Below are 13115 nucleotides of genomic sequence, written 5' to 3'. Positions count from 1 at the left end.
AATTTTTGAAAATATATTTAAAACCGAAGGAGTTTATCTTCTTCGGTTTTTTTATGAAACTCTAATTCTAGCATCCACAACTACCAATTCTTTTTCATTTCCAATTAAGGGATTCATATCAATTTCTTCGATCTCAGGAGCTAAATGCACCAAGGAAGCAAGTCGGACAATAACATCTGCAAAAGCTGCTTCGTTTATTCCTGCTCTGCCTCTATATCCTTGTATAATAGGATAAGTTTTTAGGGACTTGATCATTTTCTCTGCTTCTCGTTTGCTTAGTGGTGCTAGTCCATTGGCTACATCTTTAATAATTTCTACAAAAATTCCGCCCATTCCGCAAAGTACCAGATGTCCAAAATTTCCTTTCTTAACAGCGCCCGCAAAAAACTCCTCCCCTTTTTTCATTTCCTGAATGAGAACTCCTTTGGCTCCGGATATTTTCATCATTCTATTAAATTCCTTTTTCAGGAATTCTTGAGAATTAATATTTAAGCTTACCCCTCCCACATCTGTTTTATGAATAGGGCCCAATACCTTCATCACCAATGGGAATGCCATGGTTTTCTGGATGTTTTCAAGACTTTTTTCATCGTAGAATTCCTGCTCTTTCACCATCTTTATTCCAGCAGCCGTTAGCAATTCCCGTACAATATTGGTGTCCAGATATCCGGATTTGGATTCAGCAATGATATCACGAATGCGACTATAATCCATTTCAGCCAAATCATATTTACCATAAGCAGGAACATCAATATTGGCAGCACTTGCCAAGGCTTTTCCCAAAACCACCTCATCGGGAAAGTTCACATGTCCTTTATCCAAAAATTCCTGAATTTCCTTTCCAGCATTAATTAAGGAAGGCAATACAGGGAAAATAGCCTTTTTACAGCTCTTTAGCTTTTTATGTAATACTTCATAAACATCGCGGACATTAAATAGACCAGGACTCCCAAAAACTACCACCATTGCGTCTATTTCTTCTAAATCTTCGCAAAAATCAATGATTTCAGCCAGTTGATCTGCCGTGCCCGTTGCTAAAAAATCAATTGGGTTTGCAACAGAAGAACCTGGATGAAGCTTTTTCAATAGATCTTGGGCCTTATCTTCATCAATTGGAGGCACCTTGACACCATTACTACTTAAAACATCCGTAAGCATTACAGCTGAACCACCTGCATGAGTGATAATAGCTACATTTTTTCCTATGGCTTTATTTTCTTGCCATACAGCTGCTACATTTATTAATTCTTCCCTGCTATTGCAATAAACAATGGCGGCCTTCTTAAATAAAGCCCGAATTAAAGTATCAGATGTAGCAATTGCCCCGGTATGAGATGAAGCTGCTCTACTTCCTGCTTCTGAATAGCCAGATTTTATGGCAGCAATATGGCATCCTTTGCGAACCAATGAAGAGGCATGCTTTAAAAATTTGAAAGGATTTTTGATATTCTCTAAATACAGCAATTTCACCTTCGGACTTCTTTTAGGATCATAAGTAACATCCATATGCTCCAAAATTTCCTCCACTCCTGTTTGTCCGGCATTTCCTATGGAGTAGATATTAGAAAATTTTAAACCCACTGCATGAGCTGCTTCCATGATAAAAACTGCTGTAGCTCCTGAACTCGATATTAATTCACACCCCTCTTCATAATAATGAGGAACCGGTGTAGTGAATACTCCTTTATAATGTCCATTTATAATCCCAATACAATTAGGACCTATAATTTGGGCGTTATATTTTTCGGCTATTGCGATAAGTTGATTTTCCAGTTCAATTCCATTCTCCCCAGCCTCAGCAAAGCCTGCGGAATAAATGATAAAGCCTTTAGTTCCAGCTTTCGCCAATTTTTCTACTGTATTAACACATAAAGCTGCAGGAATACTTAGAATAGCTAAATCCACTTTAGGTAGAAGGTCAATTCCAGAAATGTGGTCTACACCCTTTATTGAAATTGCTTTAGGGTTTACTCCATATATTTTCCCTTTAAAGCCACCGGATATTAAATTATAAATCACTTTGCCTCCAGGCTTGGATTGATTTTCAGAAGCGCCTATTACAGCAATACTTTCAGGCTTTAGAAGTGAATTTTGAAGCATTTTGATATCAATTATATATGCTAATATTTAATATTTTTCTCAAAATAGAATTAATCCTGCACGAAAAAAGGAGGTACTGGTACCTCCTTCATTATGAAACTATTTACTAAACGGACTCTGAAACTTGAATTGCTGAAAAGTCCAACTTAACTGATGATTTAATAGAATTACTAATCAGGCAAGAAGCTTCAGCTTTTTCCATCAATCGAATTACTCTATCAGTTTTGGACTCTTCATTTAAAATGATCGAAGGTTTTAAAATTATCTCTGACATTTTGAATTTACCATCTACTTTTTCCAAAACACCTTGAGCTTTACAATCAAATTTTGAAAATTCTAATTTAGAATATTCAGCCATTGCTAAAAAAGTGGTCATAAAACAGGATAGAACTGCGCCTGTAAAAAGATGCTCAGGTGACCAAATTCCTTCTACCCCTTTAGGAAATTCAGGTGGTGTGGCTACTGTAATTTTCTCATTAAGTTCCGGTGAACTTATTAAACCTATCCTATCTTTTTGCCATTCAAGGTCTAAATTATATGTGTGTCTGTCTTCCATATTTTTTATATTTAAATTTAGGACAAATTTATCTTTTATTATACTTTTTTATTGTGATATTTGTTACACAACTACTTAATTTTTTTAAAAAATATATCAGTTCAATGCTGCTGAATTTTGTGATATTAAAATTGATTTGAGTTGATCTTCAAAATCATTTAATACTTCTATAGCATTTTGAATTGCTTTTAATGAAAAACCAGCTTCTTTTTGAAATAAAGATTTATAATAATCAATACCTTCAAGGAGATTGGTTTGAAAATCTTTTAAATATTTTGCCACTTTATTACTTGGCGCTTCCTGAAATTTATCCAGCTCTTTAAGGAAATATTTTACATAAAGCTCCAACTCTTTTACAAACATATGAGGACGCTCTATTTGATTTAACACATTATTTTTCCCGTAAATATGACCTATCATATCATGGAGTTTTATCTTACCACTGAAATAGGCTAGGTTTGGACCTGGACAAACCGTCACACCCGCTCCTTCCAATTTAGTATCCATATTATTCTCATAGAAAAAAGCAATGGATAATCCTCCACATAAGCATTCCTTTTCCATGAGTTTTGAATACTCTTTTTGATACTTTTCACTACTTAAATTTTCAGATTGCAGCTGCTTCAATTTAAGCTTATGATATTTAGTAGAAGCCGTACAAATTGGTTTATCCGTAAATTCTGTATTTAACATCAGGAATTTTTTGGTACATGGACTCCCACTTTTTCCTTTCTGCAATTTTTTGGACATCTCCTTTTGTCTGGATGATTTTCTCAAATTATTGAAAGGTACTCCCAATGGAGAAGCATCGCTAAGGTAAAAATCTTTTTCCTCTGCCACAGATAATTGTTGGCGAGTAGCTTCATCTATTGATACTGCTTCCGGAACCAACAAAAAGGGACTTCCCCATCCTACAGAATTCAGATTATAATGATTTAACAGGAAATCATGTTCTTCTGCATTGCCCACTCCGCCTTGTGTGGTGATTTTTATTTCAGGTATTATTTTCTGAACAATACCTCTTTCCGATAAAGCTTTTTGATAAATGGGGAATAATGTATTGACTAAACAATCGTAGTTATTTTTAAATTCTTCAAGAATTGGTCCCATAAGTTTACCCTGCGTTGCAAATGCATGTCCACCGCAATTCAAACCAGATTCCACTCTATATTCGGAAACCCAAATTCCTTTATTGGCAAGTAACTTTCCTTGAATAAATGCAGATCGGTAATCACTTACTTTAATAATCACTTCCTTTTTTAAACTACCCGAAGCATCTGGAAGAAAATCATTAAATTCAGCCATATAACTAAATAATTTAGGATTCATTCCTGCTGAAAGCACTACCGATGAAGACAAATTACTGTCTGCAAATGCCCTGAATGATGAGTGCCCATCATTAAATTGAATGGGCAGCGCTTCATTTTCATGATAATTGGTTTTATCCAATTTTGTCATGATATTCACATCAATTCTTCCTGGGTTTAACGTTTTATGTAGGGAATCTAAAAATTCAGTTTGACTGAACTTTTTAGCAAACTCAAGGAGTCTTTTTTTAGCAGTTGAGTAATCAGGTAATAGATCCAGAAAATTATCCAGATAACTTTCGTCCGTAGCAAGTTTCACCTTATGCTCTTCAAACTTCTGCACCACTATTTTATGCATGAGATTAAGGTAGGAAGTAATCCTTTTAGCTCTTGCATCTAATTCAGAAGACAAAATGGGGATAAACTCAAAATCAAACTTCTGAGAATAGAATTTTCTCACTTTTTCAATTAAAACATCATCGCCTAACGACACAACCGAATTAATGCCTAAATGTGCAATTCTGATGGGTGTATCAATAGTATAAGCTAAACCCATTACGGGTATATGAAATGAGTGCTGATGAGTTGAAAATGTCATAGAATAACTTTGATATTATTTGGACACATATTGTATGAATCCATTAAACTTATTTTAAAATATCAAAGGTATGGGCTTGATTTAAGACTAATAATGCTTTAAGTCATTCTAAAAAATGAGAAGGGTCACAGTTTTTGATAAATAAAACATTTAAACTCTTTACAAGGGGTTCATTGTTATAAAACAACTTTATTTACTACAAATAAAAAGATAATGTTATCTTTTTATTTGTAGTTTTGCTTTCCTAACTTATAAGAAATTGAGGAGTACTTATAACAACAAAGCAATCTTGATCTGGCTGATTTTAGGGTGTGCCCTAGTGATCAGCATGGTAGTTATAGGAGGTATCACACGCCTTACCCAATCTGGGTTATCCATTGTGGAGTGGAAACCCATCAGTGGAATTACCCCTCCTCTTAGTCAGGACGAATGGCAACAGACCTTTCAGCAGTACAAAGAAAGCCCTGAGTTTATTCATTACAGAAAGAATTTTACGCTTGCTGATTTTAAGGAGATTTATTTTTGGGAATATTTACACCGTCTTTTAGGCAGAATAATTGGCATAATTTTCTTATTGCCATTTCTCTATTTTTGGATAAAAGGATATTTGGATTCCTCGCTTAAGAATAAACTGATTGTTATTTTTTTCTTAGGCTTATTTCAAGGGGTTTTAGGTTGGTATATGGTGAAAAGTGGTTTGATGAATGTTCCGCATGTTAGTCATTATCGGTTAGCTGCTCATTTAATAACTGCTTTCGGATTAATAGCTTATATATTTTGGGTGATTTTAGATTTCATCCCACAAAAAAGAATCAGAAGTAATAGTTTATTCTTTTTGAATCTTTCTTTTCTCCTTCTTTTAATTTTTCAAATTTGTTTCGGTGCATTTGTTGCCGGATTGAAAGCAGGAAAGTGGTATAATACTTTTCCTAAAATGGGTGATGAATGGATTCCTTCTTCATTTCACTATGAATTCAAACATTACGGGCTTTGGGCTATGATAGAAAGCCCTCCGGTAGTCCAGTTTGTTCATCGTTCTTTGGCTTATATTATTTTTGTTCTAGGTCTTATCATCTTTTTTCAAGCCTATCAAAAATTAAAATATTTCCCAAAAACTGTCATATTTCTGATGATTTTGATTGTAGCTCAATTTACCTTAGGTGTATTTACTTTACTATATGCAGTTCCGATAAGCCTAGGTGTTCTTCACCAAATTTTTGCGGCATTTTTAATGCTTAGTGGAATTTACCTCGTTAAAAGCACCACACCATTCGGCAAGAGCTAATCTTTTAACAACTTTATTTTAGTTAAAATATGCTCTCTCAAAAACACTGACTTTTATCATGCTGCAAAATGAATTATTGCAGATGTAAATCAACAAAACTGCTTTTATTCTATTTAAAACACTTTTTAGTAGACCACATCCCTTGCATATCAGAAAATATTTTGCTGTTTATTTTGAAAATAAGGCAGGACGGATATACCTTTGAATAATAAAGGACTTTTTTATCCTTATTTATCGAATATCCACTAAAAGCAATTAGTCATGTTATCAAAATCACAAGCACAAGCTTTTTTTCTGGGAGGGACGCTGGTCACCTTCCTGATCTTTATTGGTTTAACAATTTATTCCATGATGCCCAGTAATGATCAATCGAATCATGAAAATATCACTGAGGAAGTGAAGCGTGGAAAGCACCTATGGGAAGAGAACAATTGTATGGGCTGCCATTCAATTCTAGGAGAAGGGGGCTACTATGCTCCTGAATTAACTAAAGTAGTGGACAGAAAAGGTGAGCCTATCATCAAAGCCATTCTGACTTCACCCGTTCCTTGGCAGCCAAATGGTAGGAAAATGGTGGCTTATAATATGAGCGAAGAAGATGCCGAAGCTATGATAGAATATTTTAAATGGATTGGGGAAATCGACCTCAATGGATTTGACCATATGGTATCGCCTTTGGCAAAAGATAAAGCTAAAGGAAAATAAAACAGCAATTAAAATTTTAAAAAGATGAAATATAAATCACAAAAAGTTGCGTATTGGTTTTTTGCACTGTGCATGCTACTCTTCACTTTGCAGATTGTATACGGGTTTGTCATGGGATTTGCCCGTATAGGTTTTGATGTTTTTCATGAATTCATTCCTTTTAATACCGCAAGGGCTGTACATACCAATTTATTGGTCGTTTGGTTACTAAGTGGATTTATGGGAGCAGCTTATTACATAATACCTGAAGAAGCACAAAGAGAATTGGTAAGCGTCAAGTGGGCTTATGTTCAATTGATTTCATTGGCTTTAGTGGGTGTAGTTGCTATAACAGGCTATCACTTTAACATTTGGGAAGGAAGAAAATTCCTTGAAATCCCAAGAGAACTGGATTACTTGGTAGTAGTGAATGTACTGCTTTTCCTAGGGATTATTATTACCACTCTTTATAAAGGAAAACGCAAAACTACCACTTCGATAGTATTAGTTATGGGATTGTTTTTTGCGGCACTTTTATATTTGCCGGGCATGATATGGTTTGATAGTCAGGTAACAGATTCCTTTTTCCGTTGGTGGGTAGTGCACTTATGGGTAGAAGGTGTATGGGAATTGATCATGGGCGGTATACTTGCTTTCCTATTGATAAAACTAACCGGTGTGGACAGAGAAGTAATTGAAAAATGGCTTTATGTGATAGTTGGGCTTACTTTCCTTTCAGGAATTTTAGGGACAGGTCATCACTATTACTACATAGGCGTAAATAAAATCTGGATAATTGTAGGGGGAATTTTCTCCGCTCTGGAACCTCTTGCATTCTTGGCAATGGCACTATTTGCAGTCTATATGTATAGAAAAGGCGAAAAGAATCACCCCAATAAAATTGCTTTATTTTGGACAATTGGAGCTTCCATAGTTTCCTTTATTGGAGCTGGGCTTTTAGGATTTGCCCATACTTTACCTCAAACTAATATTTATACTCACGGTACTTTAGTAACCGCTATGCACGGGCACTATGCTTTTTGGGGCGCCTATGCAATGATTGTATTGGCTATTATTAGTTACAGTATGCCGAATATGACAGGTAGAAAAAGATACAATAACACCAATGGGCATTTAGCATTTTGGCTTTCAAATATAGGGATGCTCGGAATGGTCACCGCTATGGGAGTAGCCGGAGTAGTTCAAGTCTATCTTGAAAGAAAATTGAAAATGGAATTTATGATCGTGCAGGAAGAAGTGAAAATTCACTTTGTGGTGATGTTGCTTTGCGCAACGCTTTTCACTATAGGGATTGGTATATACATATATGAATTCATCAAATATGGAAGACCAACGGATGAAGCACTGGAAAGTGAAAATCCATTTGATGACGAAACTGATGATACAAGTATGTCAAAAAATCAAGCAGAGTTAGTTTCATAGATTGTGGTTAGTGATGGTTGTAAGGCGCGGAGTATGCTTGTCGATTTTGTGTTGTAAAATTTCAAAATCACCTCCGCCCTTTCATTATCATCATTGTACACACAACTAATTTCAGCTTCAACACTTTAAATACTTAAAAGATGGAAAATTCAGTTTTTTATCAGGAAATAAATAATGAAAAGGAAGTTTTTGAACACAGTTTTAAAAACAAAATTCCGCTCTTACTAAAAGGTCCTACAGGAAGTGGTAAATCCCGATTTGTAGAATACATGGCAGAACAATTAGACCAAAAATTGATCACTGTTTGCTGTCATGAAGAGACTTCAGCCACGGATTTAATTGGCAGATATATAATAAAAGGAGCTGAAACTGTCTGGATTGACGGACCACTTTCAAAAGCAGTAAAAGAAGGTGCTATTCTGTATCTGGATGAAGTAGCGGAAGCCAGACCGGATGTAATTGTTGCGATTCACTCCTTGACCGACCACAGACGTGAACTCTTTATTGATAAACTGGGAGAAACAATCAAAGCAGACCCTAACTTTATGTTGGTGGCTTCTTATAATCCCGGCTATCAAAAAGGCTATAAGGAACTAAAACCATCCACCAGACAGCGGTTTATTGCCCTCTCATTTGATTATCCAAAAGCGGATATTGAAATGATGATCCTGGAAAAAGAAAGTGGGATTGATCACAGTAATGCCAAGAAAATAGTGAATATCGGTAATAAAATCAGAAACCTGACGGAATTAGGCTTGGCAGAAACCGTTTCAACCCGACTATTGGTGGATGCCTCTATTTTGATTAACAGCGGTTTGGCGAAAAGACAAAGTATGCATGTAGCGGTAGTAGAACCACTTTCTGATGATGAACATACCACTACCTCACTAAAAGACCTTTGTGATTTAATGATTTAATCCCTCAAAATTCTTTACAGATCTACTGAAGGATTAATTCAAATGAGATAATTCTAAAATATAATGATATGGGATTTGAGCCGGATGAATGGATATTTGGAAAGGTAGCCAAATACTTTAAAAATAAGAAAGCAAAGCAAAATGAGCAGTTACCTCAAAAAGTAAGCTTGGATGAAATTAAACCCAGGCTTACTTTGCTTGCCCGTGCAATCAGCGGAAATGCTGTTGAAATCTACCCTGCCGAAGCTGAAGGAGGCTGGAAAGGAAATAATTTCTTCCTGCCCATTAGTTTTTCAGAATTCCCGACTAAAGAAGAAAATCTCTCATTCTATTTTTTCAGATTGATCTATTTATATGTTCAAAAGAAAAAAAATATTAATTGGGAATACCCTGAAGATGACCTTCTACTTTCAAGGAAAATGGCAGTTCAAAGTGCAGAGGAGATTTTGCCCGAGCTTTTTGAAGAATTTCCAGTTGCAGAAGAACTACATGCTAATTTTTACCAGTTTTTTAAGGATAAGGCAGAAGGAAATCAATTGCCAGACTTTAGCATGCTTTATGGCAAGTGGATGAATCCACAAAAAGCAGAGCGAGAGCCTGAAAAGTTAGAAAATTTTGACAACAAACTGCATCAAGCACAAGACAAGGCAGATACCATCATAAAAACCAAAGCAGTAGAAGAAATCAAAAGTTTGAGCATAGACAAAAAGCAACAGGAGGATTATGTATTGTTGCACAATTTTGAAAAAGTAGAGACTGCAGAGGAGCATGATGGGCTATGGCGTGATTTTGATGGTTCGGATGAACTTGAAAAGCATCAGGATGCTTTGGAAGAACTTAAAATGAGACAAACTGTGCGGGTTGATGAAGCGGTTCATTCTGTGTATCAGGCAGATTTTGTAGAGCAAACCACCATTGCAGAAAGTGCTGAGAAAGAGAGTGATGCCTTTTATATCCACTACGATGAATGGAATTTCAAATCCAATATGTACAAGAGGGATTTTTGTAAACTATTTCCCGATTTTTTAAAGGAAACAGATGTTAATTATTATCAAAATACCATCCAAAAGAATAAAAGCGTATTAAATTCTTTAAGAAAGATGGTGGCTTCCATTAATAATAAAGCCCGGCAACAAAAAAGGCTTACTTCTGGTGGCAATTTCGACCTAGATGCTTTGGTGGATTTCTATACTGATATTCAAGCCAAAAAATCACCAGATGAAAACATCTATGTTGACAACAGGAAAAAGGAAAAGGATCTTTCATTAACCCTGTTATTGGATTTAAGCCTTTCCAGCGATAGTTATGTCAATAATCGTAAAGTTTTGGATGTTGAAAAGGAGGTTTCTATTCTATTTGGGGAAATATTGAATGAGTTTAATATTGATTTCTGTATTGATGGTTTCTATTCCAAAACCAGAAATCACTCAAGCTATCTGACCATAAAAGATTTTGATGAAAAATGGTCAAGTGCCCGCTATAAAGTGGGTGCCATTGCCCCAAGCGGCTATACCCGAATTGGCACTGCTCTCAGGCACGCTGGCAGTAGATTGCATAGCAGGGAAAGCCAGAATAAATGGGTGATTTTGCTAAGTGATGGTAAGCCAAATGATTATGATCGCTATGAGGGGAAATACGGGGTGCAGGACGTGAAGCAGGCATTAAAAGAATTCAATCAATTAAATATCAATTCTTATGCAATAGCCATAGAATCGCAAGCCAAATATTATTTACCTCAGATGTTCGGACAAAATCATTATCAGATTCTTTCAAAACCGGACGATTTAATTCACTCTTTGGTAAAATTATATACCAAAATTAAAAACCAATAGAAATGCAAGTACCTGAAGAAATAGCAAAATTGCCCGAATGGCATCCGCTTAATCATTATATAAAAGAGATTGATCTATTACAGAATATTATCTGGGAATTAAGGACAGTGAAGGCTTCAGAAGAGCCACAAGTATTCTTCAATCTCTTCAACAAATTGAGCACTATTGACAAGAGATTTGAACGCAAGGAAAATCAACTTTTCCCTTATCTGGAAAAAAGAGGATGGGATGGTCCTTCTCAAAATATGTGGTCTTTCCATGACAATTTAAGAGATCAAATTCGACTGTTGAGAAAAGCCTTTGAGGAAAAAGAATTCGAAAAAATAGATCAAAATATTCACTATCTATTAGATGGCATCAATAATTTGATGGCAGTAGAGCAAACTGTATTATTTCCTAATGCACTCCAAATATTAGAAGAACAGGATTGGAAGGAAATGGAAAAAGGAGAAGTAGAAATAGGCTGGATGCCTGACTGTGAACCTATGCCCAAAAAAGCAACAGAGTATGTGCACCCTTCTGAAGATGAAAGCGCAAAAGATCTCTCTTTTCTGGATGAAAAAAGTGCTCATTATGATGAGGGCTATATGACAGTGGAACAAGTCAATTTGCTGTTTAGAACCATTCCTGTTGACATTACTTATGTGGATGAAAATGACAAGGTGATTTTTTACAACAGAGGCGAAGAACGGGTTTTCCCAAGAAGTGCAGGCATTATTGGCAGAGAAGTTAAATTCTGTCATCCTCCGAAAAGTGTAGGCAAAGTCTTGAAAATTTTAGAGGCTTTCAGGGCAGGGACTAAAAGTGAAGCTTCTTTCTGGATTAATTTCAAAGGACGCTTGATCTACATTCGGTATTTCGCAGTTCGAGACGAAAAGAAAAACTACAAAGGAGTGGTGGAAATGTCTCAGGACATTACAGAAATCAAAGATATTGAAGGAGAAAAAAGACTATTGGAATGGAGCTAACATCAGGAATTCAGCAAAACAAAATGGATTATAAAGCAATAGCATCTCCGCCTGGTGGAATCTTGCTATGGATTTTGATTTTATTAGAAGTTTTTACTTTTGGTCTGGCATTGGCAGGTCTTATGTATTACAGATTTCAAGAGCCTGAGTTATTTGCGCAATCAACTGCCGTTTTAAATAAAACGCTTGGAGGAATTAACACCATTGTATTGTTAACAAGTGGTTTTTTCATGGCGTTAGCAGTTCATTACTTTAAAAAAGAGAATGTCAAGAACGGTATCTATTCCATGCTTGCTACTATTTTGGTCGGCTCTGCATTTTTGGTCATTAAATGGTTTGAATATGAGGAGAAATTAAATGTCGGTTTAGGGCTTGATGAAAACATGTTTTTCACCTTCTATTGGTTGTTAACAGGCTTCCATTTCATTCATGTGATAGTCGGCTTAGTAATTCTTACTATAATTATAGTGAAAATCACGAATAAGCAGAAAGCGATTAAAATAGAGGATATTGAGGCAGGAGGTGCTTTTTGGCACATGTGTGATTTAATTTGGCTGTTGATTTTCCCAGCCCTCTATTTGGTTTTTTAATGCATGAAAATTCAAAATTTTAATAAAATGAGAAGATTGATTATAGTTTACCTAGTATTGATAATTTTAACTGTTGTAAGTGCTTATATTTCGGGTATTGGCATGGATTCCAGCAGGAATAGTAATGGCTCTTGCAGTCTTTAAGTTCATTTTAGTGGTAATGGAGTATATGGAACTGCGAAAATCTCATGGTATTTGGAAATTCAGTGTAATCCTTCTAGCCGTTGTAACTGCTTTAATTGTAGGCGTTTTTGGGGGAGTTCAAATATTGTAAGTATTATTTTACATTAAATTAAAAGCGATGAATAATATTAAATCAATTTCTATTATTATACTTATAAGTGCATTTTTAATGAATTGCGATGGAAAAAAGCAAGGAAATGAAGAAGGGCATTCTGAGCATGAAACGCAAAGTAAAAATATTGAAATCGAATTGAATCAGGGAGAAAAATGGGTGGTGAATGAAGAAATGAAACCATTTCTAAAACAATCAGAAGAGATCCTTCAATCGTATAATGCTTCGAATGATTCAAGCCATTTGGAACTTGCTGATCAGTTAAAAGCACAAAACGATCAATTGATTTCAAGTTGCACCATGAAAGGAAAAAGCCATGATGAACTGCATAAATGGCTTCATCCACATCTTCAGTTGGTAAAGAAGCTGCAGGAGGCTGAATCAAAAAAAGAGGCTGAAGCTGTTATCCAACAATTGGAAGACTCTTATGAAATTTATCACCAGTATTTTCAGTGAAATAGACTTAGCTTTTCCAAAAAGCTACACTTTAGAAAACTTTTAAAATGGTATGAGCTGGGGAGCTCGTAAGTATTGAATAAA

12 protein-coding genes are annotated in these 13115 nt (G+C 35.5%); 9 read left to right on the top strand and 3 right to left on the bottom strand.

The window, feature by feature from the left end:
- Positions 1-51: 51 nt before the first annotated feature.
- The 3 genes from QYS49_RS05305 to QYS49_RS05295 form a co-directional block, all read right to left on the bottom strand.
- A complete protein-coding gene (locus QYS49_RS05305) occupies positions 52-2100 on the bottom strand; it encodes an acetate--CoA ligase family protein (protein ID WP_308350673.1) in 2049 nt (682 codons plus the stop codon).
- 106 nt (positions 2101-2206) lie between these two features.
- On the bottom strand, positions 2207-2656 hold the full coding sequence (locus tag QYS49_RS05300; RefSeq protein WP_308350672.1) for an OsmC family protein: 450 nt from the start codon (positions 2654-2656) through the stop codon (positions 2207-2209).
- Positions 2657-2752: 96 nt separating this feature from the next.
- Positions 2753-4561: a hypothetical protein gene (locus QYS49_RS05295; RefSeq protein ID WP_308350671.1), complete on the bottom strand. Its 1809-nt coding sequence runs from the start codon at positions 4559-4561 to the stop codon at positions 2753-2755.
- A gap of 259 nt (positions 4562-4820) precedes the next feature.
- On the opposite strand from QYS49_RS05295, the gene QYS49_RS05290 reads away from it, so the two are divergent.
- From QYS49_RS05290 to QYS49_RS05250, 9 genes are all read left to right on the top strand, one after another.
- Positions 4821-5846 carry a COX15/CtaA family protein gene (locus tag QYS49_RS05290; RefSeq protein WP_308350670.1) on the top strand — a complete coding sequence of 342 codons (1026 nt, stop codon included), beginning with the start codon at positions 4821-4823 and terminating at the stop codon, positions 5844-5846.
- Between the two features lie 261 nt (positions 5847-6107).
- A complete protein-coding gene (locus QYS49_RS05285; protein WP_308350669.1) occupies positions 6108-6551 on the top strand; it encodes a c-type cytochrome in 444 nt (147 codons plus the stop codon).
- Between the two features lie 24 nt (positions 6552-6575).
- Positions 6576-7973: a cbb3-type cytochrome c oxidase subunit I gene (locus tag QYS49_RS05280; protein WP_308350668.1), complete on the top strand. Its 1398-nt coding sequence runs from the start codon at positions 6576-6578 to the stop codon at positions 7971-7973.
- A gap of 140 nt (positions 7974-8113) precedes the next feature.
- Positions 8114-8890, top strand: coding sequence for a CbbQ/NirQ/NorQ/GpvN family protein (locus QYS49_RS05275; RefSeq protein ID WP_308350667.1), 777 nt, complete (start codon positions 8114-8116; stop codon positions 8888-8890).
- Positions 8891-8958: 68 nt separating this feature from the next.
- Entirely contained in the window at positions 8959-10722 is a 1764-nt protein-coding gene (locus tag QYS49_RS05270; protein ID WP_308350666.1) for a nitric oxide reductase activation protein NorD, read from the top strand.
- 2 nt (positions 10723-10724) lie between these two features.
- Positions 10725-11690 carry a DUF438 domain-containing protein gene (locus tag QYS49_RS05265; RefSeq protein WP_308350665.1) on the top strand — a complete coding sequence of 322 codons (966 nt, stop codon included), beginning with the start codon at positions 10725-10727 and terminating at the stop codon, positions 11688-11690.
- Positions 11681-12280, top strand: coding sequence for a cytochrome c oxidase subunit 3 (locus tag QYS49_RS05260; protein WP_308350664.1), 600 nt, complete (start codon positions 11681-11683; stop codon positions 12278-12280). The genes QYS49_RS05265 and QYS49_RS05260 overlap by 10 nt, the downstream gene beginning before the upstream one ends.
- A gap of 79 nt (positions 12281-12359) precedes the next feature.
- A complete protein-coding gene (locus QYS49_RS05255; RefSeq protein ID WP_308350663.1) occupies positions 12360-12554 on the top strand; it encodes a hypothetical protein in 195 nt (64 codons plus the stop codon).
- A 27-nt stretch (positions 12555-12581) separates the two neighbouring features.
- Positions 12582-13031: a hypothetical protein gene (locus QYS49_RS05250; protein ID WP_308350662.1), complete on the top strand. Its 450-nt coding sequence runs from the start codon at positions 12582-12584 to the stop codon at positions 13029-13031.
- Positions 13032-13115 lie beyond the last annotated feature (84 nt).

It is taken from the genome of Marivirga salinae, from assembly GCF_030503855.1.
GTDB classification, from domain to species: Bacteria; Bacteroidota; Bacteroidia; order Cytophagales; family Cyclobacteriaceae; genus Marivirga; species Marivirga salinarum.
This window is presented reverse-complemented; position numbering and strand designations above follow the sequence as displayed.